Below are 24224 nucleotides of genomic sequence, written 5' to 3'. Positions count from 1 at the left end.
AGGACAGCATGGACAAGCGCACGCTCGGCAACGGGCTCGAGGTGTCGGCGCTCGGGCTCGGCTGCATGGGCATCAGCCACGCGCTCGGGCCGGCCGCCGACCGGGCCGACGGCATCGCCGTGATCCGGGCCGCCGTCGAGGCCGGGGTCACGTTGTTCGACACCGCGGAGGCGTACGGACCCTACGTCAACGAGGAGGTCGTCGGGGAGGCCCTCGCGCCGTACCGCGACCAGGTCGTCATAGCCACGAAGTTCGGGTTCTCGTTCGACGAGAAGAAACAGAGCGGCCTCGACAGCCGCCCCGAGCACATCCGCCAGGTCGCCGACGCGCAGCTCCGGCGGCTCGGCGTCGACACGATCGACCTGCTCTACCAGCACCGGGTCGACCCCGACGTGCCGATCGAGGACGTCGCCGGCACGGTCAAGGAGCTCATCGCGGCCGGCAAGGTGCGCCACTTCGGGCTGTCCGAGGCCGGCGTGCAGACGATCCGCCGTGCGCACGCGGTGCAGCCGGTGGCGGCGCTGCAGAGCGAGTACTCCCTGTGGTGGCGCGAGCCCGAGGCCGAGATCCTGCCGGTGCTGGAGGAGCTGGCCATCGGCTTCGTGCCGTTCAGCCCGCTCGGCCGCGGCTTCCTCACCGGGAAGATCGAGGCGAGCGCGGCGTTCGGCGACGACGACATCCGCAGCACGCTGCCGCGCTTCAGCGCCGAGAACCGCCGGGCCAACCAGGCGCTCGTCGACCTGGTCGGGGCCGTGGCCGCGCGCCGCGGGGCGACGCCGGGGCAGGTCGCGCTCGCGTGGCTGCTCGCCCAACGGCCGTGGATCGTGCCGATTCCCGGTACGCGCAACGTCGGCCGCCTCACCGAGAACGTCGGCGCGGCGCGGGTCGAGCTCACCGCCGACGACCTCGCGGACCTCGACGACGCCGCCCGGCGCATTACGATCCAGGGCGAGCGGTACCCCGAGGAGATGCAGCGGATGATCAATCGGTGATGACCACCGACCCCTGGACGCGGCCGGAGTGGGATCGCGCCGCCCTCCTGACGATCGACACGCAGGTCGACTTCATCGAGGGCGGGGCCAGCCCCATCCCGGGCACGGCGGCCGTGGTGCCGGTCGTCGGCGCGCTCGCCGCCGCGTTCCGCCGGGCCCGGCGGCCGATCGTGCACGTGATCCGGCTGTACCAGGGGCAGGACGTCGACCTGGCCCGGCGCACGCTGCTCGACGGGGGCGCGCCGATCGTGCGGCCCGGAAGCCCGGGCTCGCAGATCGCGCCGGCGCTGCTGCCGCCGGGCGCGCCCGAGCTGGACGCGCCCAAGCTGCTGGCCGGGGAGTTCCAGCCGCTCGGGCCGGGCGAGTGGGCGATGTGGAAGCCGCGCTGGGGCGCCTTCCACCGCACCGGGCTCGAGGCGTTCCTGCGCCAGCAGGGGGTGTCGACCGTCGTCGTGGCCGGCTGCAACTTCCCGAACTGCCCGCGCGCGGCAATCATCGGCGCCAGCGAGCGCGACTTCCGGGTGGTGGCCGCGGCCGACGCGATCTCCGGCGTGGACGATCGGCACCTGGCCGAGGCCGCGCGCCTGGGGGCCGGGTCCGCGCCGTCGGCTGCGATAGCGGAAAGCCTGCGGTGACGAGCGAGCTCACGCTCCTGCGGGGCGTGGCCTACCGCGGCCGCGAGATCACCGGTGGCCGCCTGCACGACCTGCTCGCCCTGCTCGCGCGGGACCTGCGCACCGGCTGCGGCACCGGCTGGCTCGTCGAGGGCATCTGGCCGGACAAGCAGCCGGAGAACCCGGCGAAGGCCCTGCAGGTGCTGGTCTTCCGGGCCCGCGCCCAGCTCGGCGGCGACGCCATCGCCAGCACCCCCAACGGCTACCGGCTGGCCCTCGGTGACGATCAGGTCGATGCGGCGGCGGTACTCGTCCGAGCCGCCGCCTCCACCCGGCTCGCCCGCGCCGGCGACCACGCCGCGGCCCTCGAGCACGCGGAGGCCGGCCTGGCGGCGTTCGGGCCGCCGGAGCCCGGCGACGGGGGCGCCGGCGCGCTCGGCGACCTGCGGCGGGAGCGGGCGGGGACCTACCGGACCCTGATCCGGGCCCGGGCGCTCGCCCGGTCGCGCCTCGACCGGCCCGCCGAGGCCCTGGAGGCCCTGCACGCCCTCGCGGCCGAACGCCCGCTCGACGAGGAGGTGCTGCTGGAACTGCTGCGCTGCGAGGCCGCCACCGCCGGACCGTCCGCGGCCCTGGAGCGCTACGAGCGCTACCGCCGCGCGTTGCGCGACGAGCTCGGCACCGACCCCGGCCCCGCCGTGCAGGACCTGCAGCGGCGGCTGCTGCAGGGGGAGGCGCCGGCCGTGCGCCACGGCGTCGCCCAGGAGCCCAACGCGCTGCTCGGCCGCGACGACGACATCGCCGCCGTGCTGAGCCTGCTGCGCACGTCCCGGGTCACCACCGTCGCCGGCCCCGGCGGCCTCGGCAAGACCCGCCTGGCCCAGGCCGTCGCGCGCCGCGCCGAGCAGCCGGCCGTCCACTTCGTGCCGCTCGCCGGCGTCGGCGCCGACGTGGCCGGCGCGGTCGCGACCGCGCTCGGCATCCCCGCGGAGGCGGGGCCGCCGGCCGTCGCCCAGGCGCTGGGGGACGGCCCGGCCCTGCTCGTCCTGGACAACTGCGAGCACGTCCTCGCCGAGGCCGCCGACCTCGTGCGGGCGCTCGTCGCGCTCACCAGGGAGCTGCGCGTGCTCGTCACGAGCCGGGCGCCGCTCGGGCTCACCTCCGAGTGGGTGTACCCGCTGCCGGAGCTCGACCTCGCCACCGCCGTCGAGCTGTTCGGGCAGCGGGCCCGGGCCGCGCGCCCGCGCGTCGAGCTGCCCGCGGCCGAGGTCGAGCGGCTCTGCGCGCACCTCGACGGGCTGCCGCTCGCGGTCGAGCTCGCCGCCGCCCGCACCCGGGTCATGTCCGTCGCCGAGATCGCCCGCGGGCTGCGGGACCGGTTCGCGCTGCTGCGCGGCGGCGCCCGCGACGCCCCCGAGCGCCACCACACCCTGCACGCCGTCGTCGACTGGAGCTGGAACCTGCTCGACGCCGAGGCCCAGGCGGCGATGCGGGCCCTGTCGCTGGGCCCGGGCGGCTTCACGACGGCGCTGGCCGAGCACCTCGTCGAGGGCCCCGACGCCCTCGGCGTCGTCGAGCGGCTCGTCAACCACTCCTTGCTGCAGGTCGTCGACACCCCGGCCGGCACCCGGTTCCGGATGCTCGAGACCGTCCGCGCCTTCGCCGCGCAGCGCCGCGAGGCCGCCGGGGAGACCGCCGGGGCCGAGGGCCGGCTGCTCGCCTGGGCGCGCGGCTTCGGCCTGGCCCACCACGGCGCGCTGCTCGGCGCCGACCCCGCCCCGACGGTCCGGCTGGTGCGCGCCGAGCAGGACAACCTCGTCCACGCCCTCGGTCTCGCCGTCACCCGGGCCGACGCGCCGGCCGCGGCCGCCACCGCCGCGGTGCTGAGCAGCCTGTGGGTCATCGAGTCGAACCAGACCCGGCTGCCGATCCTGCTCGAGGCCTCGGTGCTGCTGTCGCACTACCGGCCCGAGCCGGAGCTGGTGGAGGTGGCCCGGACGGCGGCCACGCTGCTCACCGCGATCATCTACATCATGCAGGGGCCGCGCGCGACCCGGTCCCTGGTGACGCTCCAGCGGCTGCCGCCCGCCCCGCCCGACACCGTGGTGCGGGCCACCGCCGCGGTGCTGCTGCGCACCCGCGAGATCTTCGCGCCCGGCCACGCCGCGCTGCGCGAGCTCGGGGAACGGCCCGAGCCGCTGCTCGCGGGCATCGCGCGGGCGTTCGCCAGCTTTGTCGCCGAGAACGAGGACGACATGGAGGGCGCGCTCGCCGCGGCCCGGCGCCTGCTCGAGGTCACCGGCCCCGCGGGCTTCGGCGGCACGCCGTGGACGATGGTGCTCGCCCACTCCCGGGTCGGCGAGCTGTGCCTGGCCCTGGAGCGCCCGGACGAGGCCCGCCGGCACTTCCGCGCCGCGCTGGGCCTGCTGGAGGCCCTCGACCTGCACATCGCGATGCTGCAGATCGAGTGGGCCGCCGCCCTGGCGAGCCTGCAGACCGGGGCCCTGGACGAGGCCGAGCAGTGGCGGGACCGGGCCGCGCTCGGCTCGCCCGAGGACGCGGTCGGCACCTACCTGCTCGACCTCGGGGTCCGCGCCGAGATCTCCCTCGCGCGGGGCGACACCGACGCCGGGCTGCACCTGTGGCGAAGGGCGGTCGAGCGCATCCGCAACAGCGAGACGCCGGCGTACCGCCTGGAGCCCCCCGGCTTCGCCCCGGAGGCGATCGAGGCGCAGGCGGCGGCCGTCGTCGCCCACGCCCGCCACGGCCGTCCCGAGCTGGTCGCCGGCGTCGTCGCGGAGCTGCACGAGAAGCTCGTCACGCTGCTCACCCGGCCGCCGGTGAACCGGCCGGTGTACCTCGTCGAGTTCCCGGTCTGCGGGGTCATGCTGCTCGCCCTGGCGATGGCGGACATCGGCGCGGCCCCCTCCGCCGCGGCCCGGATGGTGGCCCTGGCCGAGCGGATGCGGTACCTGCGCGGCTTCCAGCCCACCCTGGCCTCGTCCCGCGCCCGCGCCGCCGCCGGGGACGCGGACGGGCCGGCGTACGCCGAGGCGGTCTCGGAGTACGCCGGCCTGGACCCGGCGGGGCTGCGCGCGGCGGCGCTGGGGCTCGTGAACGGCCGTCAGCGGTTGCGGGAGTAGAGGCTCCGCGCCCACCAGTACCCGCCCGCCGCGATCGCCACGCACCAGGCCACCGCCTGCCCCGCGCTGGACCCGATCGGAGTGCCCAGCAGCAGGCCGCGCACGGTCTCGATGATCGGGGTGAACGGCTGGTACTCGGCGAACCAGCGCAGCCCCACCGGCAGCGTGCCGGTCGGCACGAAGCCGCTGCCCAGGAACGGCAGCAGGATCAGCGGCATCGGCAGGTTGCTGGCCACCTCGACGCTCTGCGCGGTCAGCCCGAGCGCCACCGACAGCCAGATCATCGCGAGCGTGACGAGCAGCAGCAGCCCGGCCAGCGCCAGCCAGTCCAGCGGGCCGGCGGTGGGCCGGAAGCCCAGCAGCAGCGCGACGCCGAGCACGACAAGCATCGCCGCGACCGTCTGCAGGGTGCTGCCGACGACGTGGCCGGTGAGCACCGAGGCGCGCTTGATGGCCATGGTCCGGAACCGGGCGATGATGCCCTCGGTCATGTCCATGGCGACCGAGATCGCCGTCGTCTGGGCCGCGCCCGCGGCGGTCATCATCAGGATGCCCGGGATGACGTACTCCAGGTACCCGGCCCGGCCGCCGGCGCCGCCGAGCCCGTTGCCCAGCGTGGCCCCGAACACGTACACGAACAGCAGCAGGAACACGAGCGGCGTGCCGATGAGCGAGAGCGGCAGGGTGGGGTACCGCGACAGGTGCAGCAGGTTGCGGCGGATCATCGTCAGCGAGTCGCTCATCGCGAGTTCTCCATCGTGCTCGTGGCGGTCAGGGCGAGGAAGACGTCGTCGAGGTCCGGCGTGTGGACCTGCAGGGTGGCGGGCTCGACCCCGGCCGCGTCGAGCCGGTCGAGCAGGGCCCGCAGCGCGCGGGTGCCTCCGTCGCCGGGCACCTGCAGCGCGAACGTGTCCGGATCGCTGACCTCGCCGCCGACCGCGGCCCGCGCGGCCGCGAGGTCGCCGGCGCCGGCGAAGCGCAGCGTCACGTGCCCGCCGGGGACGAGGCGCTTGAGCTCGTCCGGGGTGCCCGCGGCTACGATGCGGCCGCCGTCGAGCACCGCGATGCGATCGGCGAGCTGGTCGGCCTCCTCGAGGTACTGCGTGGTCAGCAGGATCGTCACCCCGCCCGCGACGAGCTCGCGCACCACGGCCCACATCTGGCGGCGGCTGCGCGGGTCGAGCCCGGTCGTCGGCTCGTCGAGGAACACCAGCCGGGGCCGGCCGACGAGCCCCATCGCGAGGTCGAGGCGGCGGGTCATGCCGCCGGAGTACGTGGCGACCCGCTGCCGCGCCACGTCGGCGAGCCCGAACTGCTCCAGCAGCTCGCCGGCCCGCCGCCGCCCGGGCGCCCCCAGGTGGTGCAGGTCGGCCATGAGGCGCAGGTTCTCCTCGCCGGTGAGCAGCCTGTCCACGGCCGAGAACTGGCCGGTGACGCCGATCGCGCGGCGCACCGCGTCGGGCTCGCGGGCGGGGTCGTGCCCGGCCACCCGGATCTCGCCGCCGTCGGCGCCGATCAGGGTCGACAGGATCTGCACGGTGGTGGTCTTGCCGGCCCCGTTCGGGCCCAGCAGCGCCAGCACGGTGCCCGCGGCGACCTGCAGGTCGACGCCGTCGAGGACGGTCTTCTTGCCGTACGCCTTGCGCAGCCCCGTCACCGAGACCGCGGACGTTGTGTCCCGTGTCATGCCGCAGAGCGTGCGCGGCCCTGGACTCAGCCCGGTTTTACGCCGGTTTCACGTTGCTGAGGTTCACCGCTGCCGCTGTCGGTGTGGCGACATCGCCGCAGGTGAACGGGGCCGCGGCGGGTGCCGTGTCCTCCTGTGTCCGGCGGCGGATGGAGCCGCGGGGAAGCCCCGTTCAAGGGGAGGGGAGACACATCATGGGCATCATCAAGGGCATCGCGACCCTGGCCGCCGGCGCACTCGCGGGTGCGGCCGTCTACGCCGGCGTCAGCACCTTCAGCGGCGGGGCGGGCGTCCCCGAGTTCGACAAGGTGGGCGACTACACCTCCACGGCGAAGAACGTCGTCCGGTTCAAGCTGGCGCCGAGCAACGACCAGCTCGCCAAGTGCATGCCGAAGGTCAAGGTCAACGTGGCCGTCGCCCTGACGACCGACGCCAAGGGCTTCGACGTCATGGACGTGAGCCTGACCGGCGCGCCGGCGAACACCTCCTTCACCGTCTTCCTGCTCGAGGTGCCGGCGAGCCCGTTCGGCGCCGCCGAGTACATCGGCGACGTCAACACCGACAAGAAGGGCAACGGCAAGACCGAGCTCAAGCTCATCGTGGAGGAGGCGTTCTCCTCGACGATCGTCGGCAAGGACCGCGTGCGCAAGGAGCTCAACCACGTCGGCATGTGGTTCGCCGACCCGAAGGACGACGACTTCTGCCTCGGCCAGGGCGGTGGCCCCGTGACGCCGTTCGACGGCGACAACGAGGCCGGCATCCAGGCCTTCAACTCCGTGCCGTCGTTGCCGAAGGCGCCACTGCCGTAGGCGAGCCCGGTCGCTGCTCGACCGTCTGCACCGTCCAGAACACCGCGAACAGCAGGGCCACGGCGATCTCCAGCCAGAACAGGCTGATCACGCCGAACGCCCACAGCGGGATACCGATCAGCGCGACGCCGATCAGGGCCCAGGCGACCAGACCGTACCGGTCCGGCCTCGCCTGGGCCTGCGGCGTCGCGTTGTGCCGGCGCCGGTTCACCAGGGCCACCAGGATGATGCACACCAGCAGCCCGATCGCGGCGCCGAAGTGGGCGTGGTCGATGAACCAGTCCAGCGACAGCAGGAACGTGGCCAGCGCCGCCGCGTAGACCGCGCAGGCCACGGCGATCGGCCCCCACAGCGCCCGGCGGTCCGCGATGGCCAGGACCACGGTGACGGCGATGCCGAGCGCGCCCAGCACGAGCAGCGCCACCATGTTGTTCTGCACGTTGTCCCGGGTGGCGTCGGCCAGGGCCCGCACGTCGGGGCAGGTCATCCCGTTCGGCAGCCGCCCGCCGCCCTCGCGGCACTCGCGCACCGCGTCGATGTAGTCGTCGCTGCGGGCGGTGGGCACCACGGCGACGACGGCCGCGAACATGCCGCCGATGTTGAGCAGCACGTCCTCGGCGTCGGTGGTGCCGCGCAGCGCGATCATGCTGGCGCCGAGGCCGACCAGCGACCCGACGAAGATGCCCTGCGCGGGCGTGTAGTAGTACGCACTCACGGAGGAGAGCAGTTCTCCGCCCTGGTGCCAGGTCTGGAAGCCCACCGCCACGCCCAGCGCGATCAGCAGGCCGACCATTGCGATGCGGACATACAGGTATGACCGCAGCCACGTCTCGTTCGGCTCCACGTTCATGCGTTCCAAGCTGCGCCGATACTCTCTGTGACGTCCAGTGTGCAGTCGGCTGTGCGTCACCGTGTATCAAATCGTGAGTGGAACCCGCAGCGCACCAGCCGCATGCCCTTCCACCACTACCGGCCCGCGCACGAGCGGGTCGAGGTACCGCTGCAGCATCGCTCCTGACCCGGGAACCGGCTGACCCGGGCGCCGCTGTGGGTCCCCGTCGACCTGCGCGACGGCAACCAGGCGCTGGCCGAGCCCATGGACGCCGAGCGAAAGCGGCGCGGCTTCCAGCTCATGGTCGCCCTGGGCTTCAAGGAGATCGAGGTCGGCTACCCGTCGGCCAGCGGCCTGGACTTCGACTTCGTCCGGCTGCTCGTCAAGGAGGACCTGGTCCCCGACGGCGTCACCGTCGTGGTCTTCACCGCCGCCCGCGACGACCCGATCGCGCGCACCGCCGAGGCCGTCGACGGCCTCGACAAGGCGGTCGTGCACCTGTACACCGCGACCGCGCCGGTGTGGCGCGACGTCGTCCTGCGCCAGGACCGGGCCGGGGTCAAGCGGCTCGTCACCGGCGCCGCCGAGCGGGTGCTGCACAGCGAGCATCACCCGGTGCTGACCGGAAAGGTCATCGCCTACGCGCACTGCCGCGGCCGGGACTGGCAGGCGTGGGGAGCCGGCATCGCCGGCTCCCCATCGCAGGCCCTGGCCGCCGCGGTAGCCGCCGCGGCGGCCAGGGGCCTCAGCGGGCCGAACAGCTCACCCCGGTGACACCGAAGTTCGGGCCGCTGAAGACCAGACCCCAGCTGGTACTCGCATTCGCGCCGATCGTGCCGTTGTAGGACGCGTTCACGGCGGTCACGGTCTGCCCGGACTGGGTGATCGTCGCGTTCCATGCGCTCGCGATCGTCACCCCGGCCGGCATCGTGAACCGCACCGTCCAGCCGGTCGTCGGCGCGGTGCCGGTGTTTGTCACGCGCACGTCGGCCTGCCCGCCGCCCGACCACGAGCCCGTCGTGGTGACGGCGGCGGTGCAGCCGCCGGTGGGCGCCGGCGACGAGGACGCCGACCGGCTCGGGGACGCGGACGTCGACCGGCTCGGGGACGCGGAGGCCGACGGCGAGACGGAGGTGGACTTGGAAGGAGTCGGGCTCGCCGTGGTGCTCGTCGTGGTGTAGGTCGCCTGGGTGTACGCCTGGCTGCACTGCGACGAGCACGCCGCCGGCAGCGAGAAGGAGTACTCGCGGCCGCCGAACAGCAGCGCGTCGGCGGAGTCGCGGACCCGGATGCGGAAGTCGGTGCCGCCGGAGGTGGTGGCGCCGATGACGTACGACTGGCCCATGTCACCGTTCATCGGCGCGGCGGTCCAGGTGCCGCCCGCGAGGTACTCGACCCCGTGGATGCCGTTGGGCAGCTGCGAGACCGCCATCGCCGGCCAGTAGCGCTGCGCGCCGCTCAGGAACCCGATCTTGATGTCGCCGGAGTACGCCGGGGCCGCGATGAACTGCCAGGAGACGTGGCGGTTGTTCCAGTGCGACGGGTACAGGTCCGGCATCGGGGCGCCGTTCTTCACGAACTTGTTCAGCGAGTCCTTCGACAGGTCCAGGTGGTACTTGTCGTCGCGGCACCAGGCGTTGGAGTCGCCGCAGCTGTCCGCGACGATCATGTCGAGGGTGCCGTCGTTGTACGCGTCCGTCGTCCACGCGCCGCTGCGGCAGAACGCCTGGCCGAGCGCGCCGTCGTTGACCCCGGTGCAGTAGTCGCCGATCTTCACCCGCACCCAGCGGCCGCAGTTGTGGCCGTTGTTCCAGATGCCCATCTTGTCGGCGTCGGCGGAGGACAGCGGCCGCGGGTAGAACGTGCCGCTGCCCGGCGTGTCGAACACGTTGAGCGCGACGAAGTTCTGCGTCTCCAGCTCCGCCTGGGGCAGGCCGCAGCCGCCGTACGGGGCGCCGAGGCCGTCGAAGTATGTCGCGTTGCCCGTCACCGGGGCCGTCGGCTCCGGCACGGTGGCCCGCGCCGGGGGCTGCAGGGCCAGCACGATGAGGGCGGCCCCGGCCGCGGCGAAGACCGGGATGGCCAGCCGGGCCCACCAGATTCCACGATGCGAACGTGCGCTCATGGTGAGCAACGTCCGCGCCGCGCGTCGGGGGCGTCAACCGCGGGTTCGTGAAGGCCGGTGCCACCTGCGGGAACCCGCGAAAGTTACAGCGGTCGCGACCAGGTGCCGGGCACCTGGTCGCGACCTGCACCTCAGTTACGCAGGGAGCGAGAACTTCTGCGCGCCGCTGCCGTTGCAGTCCCAGATCTGCACCTGGGTGCCGGCCGTCGTCGACCCGTTCGGGTCGTCGAGGCACTTGTTGGCCTGCGGGTTGTAGTAGGTGTTGTCGGAGCGGTGGATGAACACCTGGGCCGCGGTGCTGTTGCAGTCCCACAGCTGCAGCTTGGCGCCGTTGGCGGTGGAGCCGCCCGGGATGTCCAGGCACTTGCCGAGCGCCCGCAGCGTGCTGCCGGCCTCGACGTAGGTCCACTGCTGCGCGGCGGTGCCGTTGCAGGTGTAGATCTGCACGGGGGTGCCGTTCGCACTGTTGGAGGAGCGGACGTCCAGGCACAGGCCGCCGGGGCCCTTGACGGCCTTGCCACCGCTGGGCGGCGGCGTGGTGGTGCCGCCCCCGCCGCCGCCGGCGGTGTACGCCGCGACGTAGTCGATGAGCATCGGCACGCCGGACACGGTCGAGCCGTTGGGGCCGCCGCCGAACGCGTCGGGGAAGCCGCCGCCGATGGCCACGTTGAGGATCATGAAGAACCCGTGGTGCGTGGCGTTGTTCCAGGTGTTGGCGTCGACCTGGTTCGCGTTGATGGTGAAGAAGTTGTTGCCGTCGAGGTACCAGCGCATCTGCTCCGGCGAGGTGCTGCGGTCCTGCTCCACGGCGTAGGTGTGGAAGCCGGTCTGGCACCCGCCACAGGCGCGTTCGCCGCTGCCGAGGCCCGTCGTCTCGTTGCACGGGCCGCCCGGCGAGGTCCCGCAGTGCAGGGTGCCGAACTCGGAGCTGCGGCCGTTGATGTCCTCCATGACGTCGATCTCGCCGATGCCCGGCCAGCCCGACGCGCCGGTGCCGCGCGCCGCCGCGCCCAGCGCCCAGAACGCGGGCCAGTAGCCGGCGCCGTTGCCCGTGTTGACGTTCGGCTGCTGCAGGCGCGCCTCGAGGCGCAGCTTGCCGCCGGCGGGCGCGGCGAGGTCGGTGCGCTGGGTCTCGACGCGGCCGCTGGTCCAGTTGCCGGAGCCGTCCCGGATCGGCTTGATGGCCAGGTTGCCGGCGCCGTCCTGGTAGACGTTCGCCGTGCTGCTGGTCATGTTCTCGATCTCGCCGGTGCCCCAGTTGCCGGCCCCGCCCGGGTACCCGTGGCCGAGGTCGTAGAGCCAGTTGGCGGTGTTGAGGCCGGTGCCGGAGGCCCCGTTGAAGTCATCGGCGAAGACCTGCGTCCAGCCGGCCGGCGTGGCGGGCAGCGAGGCGGACGCTTCGGGCAGAACGGCGAACGAGGCCGCGGCGAGCACGGCGGCTCCGGCCCCGGCGAGTAGCCATCGGCGGCCGCGACGTGTGCTTTTTTGTTGTTTCTCCACAGCGGTTGTGCCCTTCTCAAGATGGGGGCGGGGGAGCGGGGCAGTCCTGTTCAGCCCTCACCTGGCGGACGTGAGAGCGCTCTCAGCATCGTGGCCGAATCAAAAGATCCTTGTCAATAGCGGTGACGCTGATGTGGGGATGTGTCGCTTTGGGTGACCGCGGTCCGGAGCCTGCGTAGGATGTGGCCGATGGGATGGGAGGCACTCGCGCAGTGGGGTGCGGACGCCGCTCGCATCGAGCCGCTCACCGGCGGGGTCGCCAACGACGTGTGGAGCGTGCGTGTCAACGGGCGTCGCGCGGTCGGCCGTCTGGGCGCCCGGAGCGACGCGGATCTCGCGTGGGAGACGGGGCTCCTCCAGCACCTCGACCGTGAAGGCCTGACCGTGCCGGTGCCGATCCCGACGACGGGCGGCCGGCTGTTCGCCGGCGGTCTGGTGGTGATGACCTACGTGGAGGGCGGACCACCCGAGACGGAAGCCGACTGGCGCCGCGTGGCCGGCGTGCTCCGCCGGCTGCACCGGTTGACGCGGGGCCGGCCGCAGCGCCCGGGCTGGCGATCCTCGACCGACCTGCTGCACGCCGAGACGGGGACGAAGGTCGACCTCGGCGCGATGCCCGCCGAGAGCGTCGCGCGCTGCCGGGCGGCGTGGGCGCGGCTTTCCGGACGTCCGACCTGCGTCGTGCACGGCAACCCCAACAACCCCGGCAACGTCCGTGTGACAGCGGACCGGGTCGGGCTGATCGACTGGGACGAGTCGCACGTCGACGTCCCCGACCTCGACCTCGTGCTGCCCGGCAACGCCGCCGGCCTCGACGACGGCGCGTACGACGTCGCCGCGCAGGCGTCGGCCGCGTGGGAGGCCGCCGTCTGCTGGGACGACGAGTATTCGGTCCGGCGGCTCGCCGAGGTCCGGGCGGTCGGAGACCGTGTCTGAGACGTGGCCGGGCCGGCCGCCGCGAGATGGGCCGATGTGCGAGTCGGTCGCCATCGGCCCACCGCGTGTCACCGTTCGGGTGTCACCATGACGACGCGCCGCCGCCGGGCGAGCACGTACAGCACGGCCCCCGCGGCGACGAGCGCCGCGCCGAGGCCCGCGTAGAGGCCGGTCCGGTCGCCCGTCACCGGCAGCGCGGGGCCGGCGGCCGCACTGGCGCCCGGGCCCGCCGTGGCCCGGCCGGTCGGCGTGGCCGCGGCCGTCGTGGGGGTCGCGGTCGTCGGGCCGGTCTCCGGGGCCTTGATGGTGACCTTGAACCAGCCGCCGTCGTTCGTGCTGTCGCGGTCCTCGCCCCCGCCGTCGGCGAAGAACATCAGACCCTCGCCGGGGTGGGCGTCGACGAGCTTCAGGTGGAACGTCCAGACGACCTCGGCCCCGACGGCCAGCCCCTGCTGGGGCCGGCAGTAGTACCGGTCCTCCGGCTGGACGGTGCCGTCACAGTCCGCGGACACGTCGCCGGTGAACTCGGTGCCCGTGGGCTTCTGGATGAACGCGGTCCGCACGCGGCCGGGCTGGACCACGCCCGGGCCGAGGTTGCGCACGGTCATGGTCACCGGCACGACGTCACCGACCGCACCGGTGAGGTCGACGACGGGGATGGTGAGATCCCAGGGGAAGGTGTCGTCCTCCTCGGCCCGGGCCGGTGCGGCGCCGAGGGATCCGAAGACGACGAGCGCGGCGCCGGCCGTGGCGGCCAGGCGTCGCAGTAAGAATGATCGCATCCGGGGGTGCTCCAAGATCGATGGATGGGGCCGGCCGAGCCTAATGGCCCGGCCGGCCCCTGTCCGCCCCGGATCAGGTCGCGGGCATGTCCCTTCGCCGCAGGCCGGCCAGGCCCGCCGCGCCCAGGGCCAGTGCGACCACCGTCAGCCACACCACCGGCGCCGCCGTGAACGCGGCGCCCGGCAGCTTCGGCACGTGCGCGAACGGGGTCACGTCGAGCACGTACTGGTTCAGGCCGAACAGCGCCCCCAGCTCCACCAGCAGCACCGACACGATGAGCGCCGCCCACGTCAGCGTGCTCAGCCGCGGCGCGAGGCCGATCAGCGCGGTGCCGAGCCCGGCGAGCACGAGCGCCGCCGGCAGCTGTACCAGCGCGGCGCCGAGCAGCCGGGCGGTCTGGCCGCCGACGTCGTGGACCTGCGCGCCGTACACGATGCCGCCCGCCACCCCGGCAACGGCCAGCAGCAGTGCGGTGCCCGCGACCGCGAACGTCAGGTGGCTCCCCGCCCAGCGGAGCCGGCCGACGCGGGTGGCCAGGAGCGCCTCGACGCGGCCGCTGCTCTCCTCCTGGCGCAGGCGCAGCGTTGCCTGGATCGTGTACGCCGCGACGAGCTGGCCGATGATGCCGTAGATGGCGCCGAGGAACGCGTCGGTGAGCCCGGCCCGCCCGCCCATCCGGGTCAGGATGTCGGTCAGCTGCTGGTTGGGCGACTGGAGGTTGCCGATGCCGGAGGCGGCGCCACCCATCACGGCCCCGCTGGCCGCCAGCGCGACCACCCAGCCGATCAGGAGTCCCCGGTGCAGCCGCCACGCCAGGGCGAGCGAGCTGCGCAGGGCGGGGGCGGCCCGGGCCGGGCCGGGGCGGTCGGCCAGCAGTCCGGCGCCCACGTCACGGCGGTCCACGAGGGTGTACCCGATGATCCCGAACAGCACCGCGAACGCCACGAACAGCAGGGCGACCCACCAGCGCTCGCCCGCGAAGGGCCGCATGTGCAGGGCCCAGCCGGTGGGGGAGAGCCAGCTCAGCGCGGTCGGGCCGGTGTCGCCGACGGCCCGCAGCAGGTAGGTGCCGCCGAGCACGGCGCCGGCGATCCCGGTCGCGGCGCGGGCGCCCTGGGTCAGCTGCGCGGTCGCGGCGGCGACGGCCGCGAACAGCACCCCGAACAGCGTGGTGGCGAGGCCGAACGCGAGCGCGCCGGCCGGGTCGAGCCCGACGCCGATCAGCCCGAGCGCGGCGAGCAGCCCGATCGCGACGTCGGCGGCGACGGTCACCAGGAGCGCGGCGGTCAACGGGGCGTACCGCCCGATGACCGTGGCCCGCAGCAGCTCCAGGCGGCCGGTCTCCTCCTCGGTGCGGGTGTGCCGGATGACCGTCAGCACGCTCATGAGCCCGATGAGGATGAACTCGGTGATGCCGATCTTCCAGGCGGTGAGCGCGCCGATGGACACCCCGAACAGCGGGCCGCTCAGCGCGACGAGGGACGGGTTGGACAGCACGCCGCTCACGGCCTGCAGGTCGGCCTCGGTCGGGTACAACTTCTGGTAGTTGGCCGCGGTGCCCATCGGCATGACGGCGAGCCCGAGCACCCACACGGTGAGCCGGACGCGGTCGAGCCGCAGGGCGAGACGGGCCAGGGCGCCGGTGCCGGTCATCATCGTGCGGCCCCCGTGCGCTGCTTGCCGCCGTTGGCCGCCGCGCGGTCGTAGTGGCGCAGGAACAGCTCCTCCAGCGTCGGCGGCTGGCTCGTCAGTCCCCGCACGCCGGCCGCGGCGAGCTTGCGCAGGACGCCGTCGAGCTCGGCGTTGTCGACGCTGAACTTGACGGTACCGTTGTGGGCCTCCAGGTCGTGCACGCCCGGGAGCTCACCCAGGCCGTCGACCGGCCCGGCCAGCTCGGCCTGGATCGACGTCCGGGTCAGGTGCCGCAGGCTCTGCAGCGTCCCGGTCTCGACGGCCCGGCCCTCGCGGATGATGGTGACCCGGTCGCACAGCGCCTCGACCTCGGCCAGGATGTGGCTGGACAGCAGCACCGTGCGGTCGCCGCGCCGCTGCTCCTCGCGGATCACCTCGCGGAAGACCTCCTCCATGAGCGGGTCGAGGCCGGACGTCGGCTCGTCGAGCAGCAGGAGCTCGACGTCCGAGGCGAGCGCGGCCACGAGCGCGACCTTCTGGCGGTTGCCCTTCGAGTACGTGCGGCCCTTCTTCGTCGGGTCGAGGTCGAAGCGCTCCAGCAGCTCCTTGCGGCGCGCGGGGTCGAGCCCGCCGCGGAGCCGGCCGAGCAGGTCGATGACCTCGCCGCCGGAGAGGCTGGGCCAGAGCGTGACGTCGCCGGGCACGTACGCGAGGCGGCGGTGCAGCCGGTCCGCGTCCTTGGCCGGGTCGCCGTCGAGCAGGGTGGCGGTGCCCGAATCGGGGTGCAGCAGGCCGAGCAGCACGCGGATGGTGGTGGACTTTCCGGCGCCGTTGGGTCCGAGGAAGCCGTGTACCTCCCCCGTCTGCACCGACAGATCCAGCCCGTCGAGCGCACGGGTGCGCCCGAACGTTTTGACCAGTGCGTCGACGCGGATCGCCTCGGTCATGGTTGCTCATTGCTCCTTTGCGTTGTCCCGCAGCTCCTGCATGGCCCGGTGGGCCTGGGCGGCGAGATCGGGATCGAGCAGTGTGCTGGAGTAGAAGTCGACCATCGCGCCGACCAGGCGCGTGTAGCCCTCGGTGGCGAACATGTCGGCGCCGAGGTTGCGCGAGACGTGTTCGTGCATGGCGAGCAGGCCCGACTGCATGCCGATCAGGACTGTCGCGTAGCCGCGGCGGTCCTGGCTGACGTTGGGCGCCATCTTGTCGATCCACTGCTCGGCGATGACCACCATGTGGTCGAACAGCGCTGCGGCGGCGGGCGAGCCGTCGAGCAGGGCCCGGGTGACGTACCGGTACATCAGCATCACGGTCGGATGGACCGACGGCATGAATCCGGGCTTGGCCAGCTTCCCGTCGAGGAGGAGCTCCTCCTTGATCCCCATCGACCGGTCGAGCACGTACTGGTCGCACGCCTCGCGCAGGCCCTCCTTGGACCCGAAGTGGTGCCGGAGCAGTCCCGGCGACACCCCGGCGGCCTGCGCGATGTCCCGCACGGTGGTGGCGTCCATCCCGCGGTCGGCGAAGAGCCGGATGGCGGCGTCCCGGATCCGCGCCCGGGCCGTGAGGTCCTCGGTGGCCGGATCCGTCATGAGCGATCACCCCTATACGCACGTATTGCCGACTACTCACTCCAGTAGCCGACTATACGCGCGTATAGCGTCCTCGCAAGGCCCCCGTTCAGCCGCCCTCGGGGTCGAGGCGGTACCCGGCGCCGCGCACGGTGCGGATGGCGGTCCGGCCGTACGGATGATCGATCTTCTTGCGCAGGTAGCCCACGTAGACCTCGACGATGTTGGGGTCCCCGTCGAAGTGGGCGTCCCACACGTTCTCGATGATCGCCGTGCGGCTGAGCACGTCGCCGGGGTGGCGGAGCATGAACTCGAGCAGCGCGAACTCCCTCGCGGTGACGGCGATCTCGTCGGTACCGCGGGTGACGCGCCGCTGCACCGGGTCGAGCCGCAGATCGCCCGCGCTGAGCACGACCGGCCGCTGCGGCGCCCCGCGCCGGATCAGCGCCCGCAGCCGGGCCACCAGTACCACGAACGAGAACGGCTTGGTGAGATAGTCGTCGGCGCCGAGATCGAACGCGTCGGCCTGGTCGTACTCGCCGTCCTTCGCGGTGAGCATGAGCACGGGCGTCCAGACCTGCCGCTGCCGCAGCTGCCGGCACACCTCGTACCCGGACAGCCCCGGCAGCATGATGTCGAGCATGATCGCGTCGTAGGCCCCGTGCGGCGTCTCGGTGGCGGCCCAGAGCCCGTCGACCCCGGTGTGCACGAGGTCCACGGTGAACCCCTCGCCGCCGAGCCCGTCCCGGATCGTCTCGGCCAGGTTCACCTCGTCTTCGACCACGAGCACCCGCACAACGCCCACCCTTCGTCCACGCGAAACCGTAGGTTCACACCGCGATCCTGAACCAATCCTGAATCGCTGCGGCGCGGCGGGGGCTCGCCGCCGGCCTCAGCGCGGCGTCGACGCGTCCGGGGTGAAGGCCGGCCCGTGGCCGGGCACGATGAGGGCGGCCAGGGCGATCACCCGCTCGCGGCCCGCGTGCAGCGCGTCCAGGTCCGTCGCGTACGCGTCGCCGACCGACGTGGCCGTGTTCCACAGGTGGGTGAAGGCGACCACGCCGTCGGCCGTGGTCGCGAGGGTCGTGATGTCCTGCGGGGTGTGGCCGGGGGTACGGATGAGCCGCACCGACGGGCTCAGCTCGTACCCCTCGGCGTCGCGGTCCTCCCACACGTCGCCGTGGTAGATCGCCCAGTGGTCGTGGAAACGCGCCGCCGGGAACAGGGCCGCGTTGAGCGTGTGGTCGGGATGGTGGTGGCTGAACACCACGTCGGTGACGTCGCCCGGCTCGACCCCCAGCGCGCGTAGGGGGCCGAGAATCAGGGAGCGGTCGCGGACCATGCCGGGGTCGGTCACGATCAGGCGGTCGCCGTCGCGGACGAAGGCCACGGTGCTGGCGACGGTGTCGCCGACGTACCCGGTGTGCAGCAGGGAGACAACAGCGGTCATACCCGCCAGCATCCGCCGCGGGGCGCCCGCCTCGCGAGGCTTCGGACGGCCCGGTCGGGCTAGATTCCTGCCACCTCGCGGCGTCAGGCGCCGGCGGCGGGCCTGAGGACGTCCGTGCACCACTGGCGGAACGTGGTCGGGGTGCTCCACCGCGGGGTGCGCGCGACGCCGTGGTCGAGGCCCTCGTTCTTCGCCACGGCCATGTCCAGCAGGCCCTGGGCCATCGGTTCGGAGATGCCGCGGGCCAGCATGCCGGCCTTGAACGTCTCGCCCGGGAGCTGTTCGTAGCGCACCGGGCGGCCCAGGACGCCGGAGATCGTGGCGGCCATCTCGTCGTACGTGATGTCCTCCGGGCCCAGCACCGGCACCTCCTCGAAGCCGGTCCAGCCCTCGTCGAGCAGCAGCCGGGCCGCGACCGCGGCGATGTCCCTCGTGGCGACCGCCGGCGACGGGTGGTTCGGCCGCGACGGGCCGTAGAAGACGCCCAGGGAGGTGATCGGGGCGATCTGGCGCAGTGTGTTGTCCATGAACGAGGGCATGCACAGCGCGCGGTACGGCACGCCCGTGGCCGCGATCAGGTCGTCCATGGCGAGCGTGGCGGTGACGTGGCCGGCCCGGTCCGCGACCCGTGTGCCGCGCCCGAGCGCCGACACGCCGACCACGCGGCCGACCTTGTGCGCCGCGAACGCCTCGATGCCGGGGCGGGCGAAGCCGGAGTACGCCTCGTCGAGCGAGCCCGCGCGCGGGTCGGCCGGCACCAGCCAGAAGACCGCGTCGGCGCCGGCGAACGCCTCGGCCACGACGGCCGGGTCGGCGTGGGAGCCGCGGACGATCTCGACGCGGCCGGCCACGCCGGGGGCCAGGCGCGCCGGGTCGCGGGCCACGACGCGGACGGGTGCGCCGGCGTCGAGGAGGTCCTGGACGAGCCGGGAGCCGATGTTGGCGGTAGGAGCGGTGACAACGATCATGTCCCTCAGTGAACGCGGGACCGGGCCGGAGCTGAAGGATCGTCTCCGTCTCGATTGATACCCTGGCGATATGAGTGATCTCGAGACGCGGCAGCTGCGGTACTTCGTCGCCGTGGCCGAGGAGCGGCACTTCGGGCGGGCCGCCGAGCGGCTCGGCATGGCGCAGCCGCCGCTCTCGCGCGCCATCCGCGAACTGGAGCGCCGGCTCGGGGTACAACTGCTGGAACGAACCACGCGGCAGGTCGCGCTGACCGCGGCCGGGGCGGTGTTCCTGGACGATGCGCGGGTCGCGCTCGACGCCGTCGCGGCGGCGCAGCGGCGGGCGCGGCGGGCCGGGCAACCGGTGCCGGCGCTGCGGCTCGCGCTCAAGGCGGACTACGACGCCGGGCTGCTGCCGCGGATTCTCGACGCGTACGACGTGCTGCCGGTCGAACTGCTGCTCGGCGGGCGCGGGGAACAGGTACCGGCGCTGCACGACGGGCGGGCCGACGTGGCACTGCTGCCGACGCCGTTCGACGAGCGCGGGCTGGACACCGAGCCGCTCATCACGAGCGCGTGCGTGGTGGCGCTGGCGGCGGCCGATCCGCTCGCCGCGCGCACGAGCCTGCGCCTGGCCGACCTCGCGGGGCGGAGGCTGCCGGACGGTACCCCGGCCGATCGCGGCCGTATGGCGGCGCCGCCGGAGGGAACGATCCGGTCGTACGACCTCTCCCAGATCTTCAACCTGGTCGAGGTGAGCGGGTTCGTGTGGTTCCTGCCGGAGTTCGTGGCGCGGCGCTTTCCGCGTCCGGGAACCGCGTATCGGCCGGTGGCGGAGCTGGAACCGGTGACGCTCAAGGTGGTGTGGCCGGCAACGTCGCGCTCGGCGGCGGTGGCCGCGTTCGTGCGGACGGCTCAGGCGGCGGTGCTGGAGGTTCAGCCGGTGATGTAGCCGGCCAGCGGGGCGTCCTGGCTCACGCACGCGGACGGGGCGAGGACCTCGGACGCGGCGCCGCCGGACGTGCCGGTGCGGAAGGTGCCGGTGCCGTCGGCGTTCATGACCCAGACCGTCTCGTTGTGCACGTAGGCGATCTGCGTGCTGTCCGGGGAGCCGGTTGTGACGAATTCGCACCTCACCCCGCAGGCGCGACCTCGAACCGGGCGCCCGCGGCCATGGGGGTGCGGGTGGGAGCCCCCGCCGCGCCGGAGGCGCAGGATTACAGCCGGGTCGCCGCGCGCACGAGGTCGGCGACCGCGCGGGAGCGGCTGTGCGGGGGCCACGCGATCAGGGTCGTGATGGCCGGGGCGTCCAGCAGCGGCACGGCGACGAGGTCGCGGCGCAGGTGGGTGCGGGCCGAGTCCGGGAGGACGGCGCAGGTGCGGCCGAGTGCTATCAGCTGGTACAGCTGCGAATTGCCCTTGATCTCCGGGCCGCGGCCGGGCTTGTAGGTGCCGTCGGGCTCGGGCCAGCGGGGCAGCGGCAGGTCCGGCAGGTCGGCGATCTCGTCCATGCGCAGGCTCGGCCGGGTGGTGAGGGGGTGGCCGGCCGGCAGCACCACGACCTGGCTCTCCACGGTCAGGGTCTCGGTGTCGAGGCCGGTCGGTTCGTCGTAGGGCAGGTGCAGCAGTGCCACGTCGGCGCGCCCGTCGCGCAGGAAGCGCTCCTGCTCGCCGATGCCGCACAGCTGGACGTCGACGGGGACGGCGCCGGGCTCGGCGGCGTACGCGTCCAGGAGCTTCGCGAGCAGCTCGCCCGACGCGCCGGCCTTGGTGACGAGCACGATGCCGGGGTCGGGGGCCGCGGCGCGCCGGGTGCGCCGGGCGGCGGCCTCGACGGCCTCGAGCGCCGCGCGCCCCTCGCGCAGCAGGACCGCTCCGGGTTCGGTCAGGGCGACGGTACGGCTGGTGCGCTCCAGCAACGCCACCCCGAGCCGCCGTTCCAGCTGCCGGATGGCGCGCGACAGCGGCGGCTGCGCGATGCCGAGGCGCTGGGCGGCGCGGCCGAAGTGCAGCTCCTCGGCGACGGCGATGAAGTACCGCAGCTCCCGGGTCTCCATATCAATACTCTGAGGGTATCGCTGCCGACCGCATCGGTGTTGTCGCGTCTCGCACGCCACGGCCAGGATCGGATGCATGACCGAATCGAAAGTGGCGCTGGTGACCGGCGCGAACAAGGGCATCGGGTACGAGATCGCGGCCGGCCTGGGCGCGCTCGGCTTCCGCGTGGGGGTGGGCGCGCGCGACGCCGAGCGGCTCGCCGACGCGCTCGCCAAGCTGCACGCGGCCGGCGTGGACGCGTTCGAGGTACCGCTGGACGTGACCTCCGACGCCAGCGTCTCGGCGGCGGCCGCGTCGCTGTCGCGGCTCGACGTGCTCGTGAACAACGCGGGCGTGACCGGCGGGATGCCGCAGCAGCCGACCCTGGCCGACCTGGACGCGATCCGGCGCGCGGTGGAGACGAACGTCGTCGGCGTCGTACGCGTGACGAACGCGTTCCTGCCGCTGCTGCGCGAGTCCCCGGCGCCGCGGATCGTGAACATGTCGAGCTCAGTGGGCTCGCTGACCCGCCAGGCCGCGGGCGACATGGGCCCGCTGTCGGTGGCCTACGCGCCGTCGAAGTCCTTCCTGAACGCGGTGACGCTGCAGTACGCCAAGGAGCTGCACGACACCGCCGTCCTCGTCAACGCGGGCTGCCCGGGCTACTGCGCGACGGACCTGAACGGGTTCCGCGGCGTGCGCACCGCCGCCCAGGGCGCGGCGATCGCCATCCACCTCGCCACCCTCCCGGACGACGGCCCGAGCGGCGGCTTCTTCGACGACGAGGGCGTCGTACCCTGGTGACACCGCACCCGGACTCCCGGCGCAGGGCATCGGAGCCCCTACCCGTGCCCCGAGCCGCCCGAGATCGCGAGTACCAGGTCGATCGACGAGCCCGCGATGAAGACGTCCCCGCGGACAGGCGGGGTCCTGCTTCGCCCAGCGGGGTCAACGAACGGGCCGGGCCAGCGAGGCGTACAGCTTCAGGCGCTCCAGCGACGGCCACAGCGACGCGTCGAAGGTGGCGCGCGCCTGGGCGCGGTACCGGGCCCGCGGCCGCGGCATCGGCAGCAGGAACTTGCGCCAGTCGCCGTCGACGGGGGACTCGCGCGCCAGGGAGCCGATGATGAAGCCGTCGCGGTCCAGCAGGTCCACGTGCCAGATCACCCAGGCGCCGCCGGGGCGGTCGGCGGTCGCGGTCGCGTCGAAGGCCGCCGTGCCGTCCGGCGCCAGCTCGCACGCCGCGGTCAGGGTGCTGCCGTCCCGGGACAGCGGGTCCCAGCGGTACCGCCCGGGCGGGCCGGCGGTGCCCAGCGCCTCGATGATGACCGAACTGTCCATACCGTGCGGATGCGCCGCGGGGCGGGGTTGATACGGGCTCAGCGGCCCGGGGTCGCCGGCAGGGCCAGGGACAGGGCGCGGTCCTCGTCCAGCATCATGAGGCCGCGCTCGGCGAAGCCCTTGAACGCGGCCGCGATCGTGGCCGCCGGCAGGGCCAGGTCGCGCCGGAGGCCGTGCAGGGTGCGCGGGCGGGCCGAGCAGGCGAGGTAGATCGTGGCCAGGGTGTCGCGGAAGGTGTACGTGCCCGTCGCCGCCGGGTCGCGGGTGTCGTAGATCTGCAGGAAGCCCGGCGCCGCGCGGTACACCAGCAGCGGTGGCTCCGGCTCGCGCCAGCGTGCGGTCCAGGCCGCGACCGCGTCCCGCAGGGCCGCGTAGACGGCCGGGTCGACCGCGGTGACCGGATCGTAGTCGAAGAAGTAGGCGACCTCGTCCAGGTCTACAGTGGACGGATACACGTAGGAGTAGCTCTCCTCCGGGCGCTTCGCGAATGTCGTGAACAGGGGGCTGAAGCGCTCCAGCCAGACCGGGCCGGCGTCGGCCGGGGGCGCCAGGTGCGCCAGGTGCGGCACGAGCGCGGTCTGGGCCGCGTAGTCGGCCGCGGTCTCACCCGGGAAGCCCCAGAGGATGTTCCAGCCGATGTCGATGCCGTAGTACCGCGCCCAGCGCAGCAGGTTCACGTTCTGGGCCGCGCGCACGCCCTTGTCCATGCGGCGCAGCACCGCCGAGCTCAGCGACTCCAGGCCGGGCTGCAGCCGGGTCACGCCGGCCTGGGCCAGGCCGCGGAGCTGGGCGCGGTCGAGGTTGGCCTTCACCTCGTAGAACAGCTGGTACTCGCGGTCGGCGAGGGCCGGGACGAGCTCGCGCAGCAGCCGCGGGCCGAGGATGTTGTCGACCGCCTCGAAGCGGAACGTGCGGTGGCGGCGGGACTGGGCGTCGAGCTCGGCCAGCACGCGCTCCGGCGACTTGGCGCGGAACGCCATCGTGGTCGCGTTGAGGCCGCAGAAGGTGCAGTGGTGCCGGGCCCCCCACCAGCAGCCGCGGGCCGACTCGAACGGCAGCGCGACGTGCTCGACCGGCAGGCCGAGGCCGGCGGCGCGGGTGAAGTACTCGTCGTAGTCCGGCACCGGCAGGTCGTCGAGGTGCGGCCGGGGCGGGGCCGGGGGAGTGTGGCGGGACCGGGTCGCCACCCCTGGTACCGCCGCCGGGTCCTCGCCCTTGGCCAGGGCGTCGAGCAGCGCCGGGAACGCGTCGTCGCCCTCGCCCACGACCGCGTAGTCGATCACGTCGAGCGAGCGCGCCAGGGCCGGGCCCATCGGGCCGTCGAAGTTCGCGCCGCCGAAGATCGTCACCACGCCGGGGCGGCGCCGCTTGAGCCGCCGGGCGAGCGCGAACGAGGCGACGCTCTGCTGGAACGTCGCGCTGAAGCCGACGATCGCGGCGTCGGCGAGCTCGCGCTCGAGCTCGTCGAGGAACGCGGGGACGTCGTGGTCGCGGATGGCCGGCAGCCGGTCGCCGAGGTAGCCGAGCTCGTCGCCGAAGGCCCTCAGCAGCCGCCGGCCGTCGGGGTCGGGCGCGCCGGCCCCGAACGCCTCGACGGAGAACAGCCAGTCGCCGACCTGCCGGCCGCGGTGGTCGGCCAGCAGGGCGTAGTAGTCGGGGCCGAGGCGGGCGGCGAAGTCCAGGCAGGCGTGCAGGGTGCGCACCGGGAAGCCGCGGGCCACGCCGACCGCCTTGAGCAGCCCGAGCGGGATCGACGGGCGGTCGGCGTGCAGGAACGGCATGGCCACCAGGACGATCGGCCCGGCCGCCGGGGTGACCGGCACGG

At 73.7% G+C, this 24224-nt stretch carries 24 protein-coding genes; 8 read left to right on the top strand and 16 right to left on the bottom strand.

All coding sequences use genetic code 11. The annotated features are described in order from the left end of the window. The first annotated feature begins 8 nt into the window (after positions 1-8). The 3 genes from AB0B76_RS18880 to AB0B76_RS18870 are packed head-to-tail and all read left to right on the top strand — an operon-like array spanning position 9 to position 4749. On the top strand, positions 9-992 hold the full coding sequence (locus AB0B76_RS18880; RefSeq protein ID WP_360376402.1) for an aldo/keto reductase: 984 nt from the start codon (positions 9-11) through the stop codon (positions 990-992). After that, entirely contained in the window at positions 992-1627 is a 636-nt protein-coding gene (locus AB0B76_RS18875; RefSeq protein WP_360376756.1) for an isochorismatase family cysteine hydrolase, read from the top strand. Before AB0B76_RS18880 ends, AB0B76_RS18875 begins: the two co-directional genes overlap by 1 nt. After that, positions 1624-4749 (top strand): BTAD domain-containing putative transcriptional regulator, encoded by a 3126-nt coding sequence (locus AB0B76_RS18870; RefSeq protein ID WP_360376400.1) that lies wholly within the window; start codon positions 1624-1626, stop codon positions 4747-4749. The genes AB0B76_RS18875 and AB0B76_RS18870 overlap by 4 nt, the downstream gene beginning before the upstream one ends. On the opposite strand, the gene AB0B76_RS18865 is transcribed toward AB0B76_RS18870, so the two are convergent. Further along, positions 4731-5492 carry an ABC transporter permease gene (locus AB0B76_RS18865; RefSeq protein ID WP_360376397.1) on the bottom strand — a complete coding sequence of 254 codons (762 nt, stop codon included), beginning with the start codon at positions 5490-5492 and terminating at the stop codon, positions 4731-4733. The genes AB0B76_RS18870 and AB0B76_RS18865 overlap by 19 nt on opposite strands. After that, the gene (locus AB0B76_RS18860; RefSeq protein WP_360376394.1) at positions 5489-6436 is read right to left on the bottom strand and encodes an ATP-binding cassette domain-containing protein; all 948 of its coding nucleotides are present in this window, start codon (positions 6434-6436) and stop codon (positions 5489-5491) included. Before AB0B76_RS18860 ends, AB0B76_RS18865 begins: the two co-directional genes overlap by 4 nt. Positions 6437-6630: 194 nt before the next feature. Between AB0B76_RS18860 and AB0B76_RS18855 the strand changes: the two genes are divergently transcribed. Next, on the top strand, positions 6631-7245 hold the full coding sequence (locus AB0B76_RS18855; protein ID WP_360376392.1) for a hypothetical protein: 615 nt from the start codon (positions 6631-6633) through the stop codon (positions 7243-7245). Here the strand turns inward: AB0B76_RS18855 and AB0B76_RS18850 are convergent. Then, positions 7205-8095, bottom strand: coding sequence for a hypothetical protein (locus tag AB0B76_RS18850; protein WP_360376389.1), 891 nt, complete (start codon positions 8093-8095; stop codon positions 7205-7207). The two genes, AB0B76_RS18855 and AB0B76_RS18850, sit on opposite strands and share 41 nt — an antisense overlap. Before the next feature lie 180 nt (positions 8096-8275). Here AB0B76_RS18850 and AB0B76_RS18845 point away from each other — a divergent pair, with 180 nt between their 5' ends. Beyond that, positions 8276-8851, top strand: a complete 576-nt coding sequence (locus AB0B76_RS18845; RefSeq protein WP_360376753.1) for a hypothetical protein — start codon at positions 8276-8278, stop codon at positions 8849-8851. Here AB0B76_RS18845 and AB0B76_RS18840 read toward each other — a convergent pair. Together AB0B76_RS18840 and AB0B76_RS18835 are read right to left on the bottom strand one after the other, a co-directional pair. Further along, a complete protein-coding gene (locus tag AB0B76_RS18840) occupies positions 8823-10202 on the bottom strand; it encodes a cellulose binding domain-containing protein (protein ID WP_360376386.1) in 1380 nt (459 codons plus the stop codon). The two genes, AB0B76_RS18845 and AB0B76_RS18840, sit on opposite strands and share 29 nt — an antisense overlap. 135 nt (positions 10203-10337) lie before the next feature. Continuing rightward, positions 10338-11636, bottom strand: a complete 1299-nt coding sequence (locus AB0B76_RS18835) for a ricin-type beta-trefoil lectin domain protein (protein WP_360376384.1) — start codon at positions 11634-11636, stop codon at positions 10338-10340. 255 nt (positions 11637-11891) lie between these two features. Here AB0B76_RS18835 and AB0B76_RS18830 point away from each other — a divergent pair, with 255 nt between their 5' ends. Further along, the gene (locus AB0B76_RS18830; protein ID WP_360376381.1) at positions 11892-12638 is read left to right on the top strand and encodes a phosphotransferase; all 747 of its coding nucleotides are present in this window, start codon (positions 11892-11894) and stop codon (positions 12636-12638) included. 68 nt (positions 12639-12706) lie between these two features. On the opposite strand, the gene AB0B76_RS18825 is transcribed toward AB0B76_RS18830, so the two are convergent. The 7 genes from AB0B76_RS18825 to AB0B76_RS18795 all read right to left on the bottom strand — a co-directional run bounded on the left by AB0B76_RS18825 (position 12707) and on the right by AB0B76_RS18795 (position 19042). Continuing rightward, positions 12707-13420 carry an LPXTG cell wall anchor domain-containing protein gene (locus AB0B76_RS18825; protein WP_360376378.1) on the bottom strand — a complete coding sequence of 238 codons (714 nt, stop codon included), beginning with the start codon at positions 13418-13420 and terminating at the stop codon, positions 12707-12709. A gap of 73 nt (positions 13421-13493) precedes the next feature. Further along, positions 13494-15077 (bottom strand): ABC transporter permease, encoded by a 1584-nt coding sequence (locus AB0B76_RS18820; RefSeq protein ID WP_360376375.1) that lies wholly within the window; start codon positions 15075-15077, stop codon positions 13494-13496. Then, complete coding sequence (locus AB0B76_RS18815) at positions 15074-16000, bottom strand: ABC transporter ATP-binding protein (RefSeq protein ID WP_360376373.1); 927 nt, start codon at positions 15998-16000, stop codon at positions 15074-15076. The genes AB0B76_RS18820 and AB0B76_RS18815 overlap by 4 nt, the downstream gene beginning before the upstream one ends. Before the next feature lie 6 nt (positions 16001-16006). After that, positions 16007-16645 carry a TetR family transcriptional regulator gene (locus AB0B76_RS18810; protein ID WP_360376370.1) on the bottom strand — a complete coding sequence of 213 codons (639 nt, stop codon included), beginning with the start codon at positions 16643-16645 and terminating at the stop codon, positions 16007-16009. An 88-nt stretch (positions 16646-16733) separates the two neighbouring features. Continuing rightward, positions 16734-17420, bottom strand: coding sequence for a response regulator transcription factor (locus tag AB0B76_RS18805; RefSeq protein ID WP_360376367.1), 687 nt, complete (start codon positions 17418-17420; stop codon positions 16734-16736). 96 nt (positions 17421-17516) lie between these two features. Next, entirely contained in the window at positions 17517-18074 is a 558-nt protein-coding gene (locus tag AB0B76_RS18800) for an MBL fold metallo-hydrolase (RefSeq protein ID WP_360376364.1), read from the bottom strand. 83 nt (positions 18075-18157) lie between these two features. After that, complete coding sequence (locus AB0B76_RS18795; protein WP_360376361.1) at positions 18158-19042, bottom strand: NAD(P)H-binding protein; 885 nt, start codon at positions 19040-19042, stop codon at positions 18158-18160. Positions 19043-19112: 70 nt separating this feature from the next. Between AB0B76_RS18795 and AB0B76_RS18790 the strand changes: the two genes are divergently transcribed. Next, entirely contained in the window at positions 19113-19973 is an 861-nt protein-coding gene (locus tag AB0B76_RS18790) for a LysR family transcriptional regulator (protein WP_360376358.1), read from the top strand. On the opposite strand, the gene AB0B76_RS18785 is transcribed toward AB0B76_RS18790, so the two are convergent. Then, positions 19958-20158, bottom strand: a complete 201-nt coding sequence (locus AB0B76_RS18785; protein ID WP_360376356.1) for a hypothetical protein — start codon at positions 20156-20158, stop codon at positions 19958-19960. The two genes, AB0B76_RS18790 and AB0B76_RS18785, sit on opposite strands and share 16 nt — an antisense overlap. Before the next feature lie 80 nt (positions 20159-20238). Then, positions 20239-21078, bottom strand: coding sequence for a LysR family transcriptional regulator (locus AB0B76_RS18780; protein ID WP_360376354.1), 840 nt, complete (start codon positions 21076-21078; stop codon positions 20239-20241). A 76-nt stretch (positions 21079-21154) separates the two neighbouring features. Here AB0B76_RS18780 and AB0B76_RS18775 point away from each other — a divergent pair, with 76 nt between their 5' ends. Next, the gene (locus AB0B76_RS18775) at positions 21155-21862 is read left to right on the top strand and encodes an SDR family NAD(P)-dependent oxidoreductase (protein ID WP_360376352.1); all 708 of its coding nucleotides are present in this window, start codon (positions 21155-21157) and stop codon (positions 21860-21862) included. Between the two features lie 144 nt (positions 21863-22006). On the opposite strand, the gene AB0B76_RS18770 is transcribed toward AB0B76_RS18775, so the two are convergent. Both AB0B76_RS18770 and AB0B76_RS18765 read right to left on the bottom strand, forming a co-directional pair. Further along, complete coding sequence (locus tag AB0B76_RS18770; protein WP_360376350.1) at positions 22007-22399, bottom strand: DUF6294 family protein; 393 nt, start codon at positions 22397-22399, stop codon at positions 22007-22009. A 38-nt stretch (positions 22400-22437) separates the two neighbouring features. Then, on the bottom strand, positions 22438-24222 hold the full coding sequence (locus AB0B76_RS18765; protein ID WP_360376348.1) for a RiPP maturation radical SAM C-methyltransferase: 1785 nt from the start codon (positions 24220-24222) through the stop codon (positions 22438-22440). Between the last annotated feature and the right edge of the window lie 2 nt (positions 24223-24224).

This window comes from Dactylosporangium sp. NPDC049140 (genome assembly GCF_040648435.1).
The sequence above is the reverse complement of the archived record's forward strand: the minus strand, read 5'-3'. Positions and strand labels throughout refer to the sequence as shown.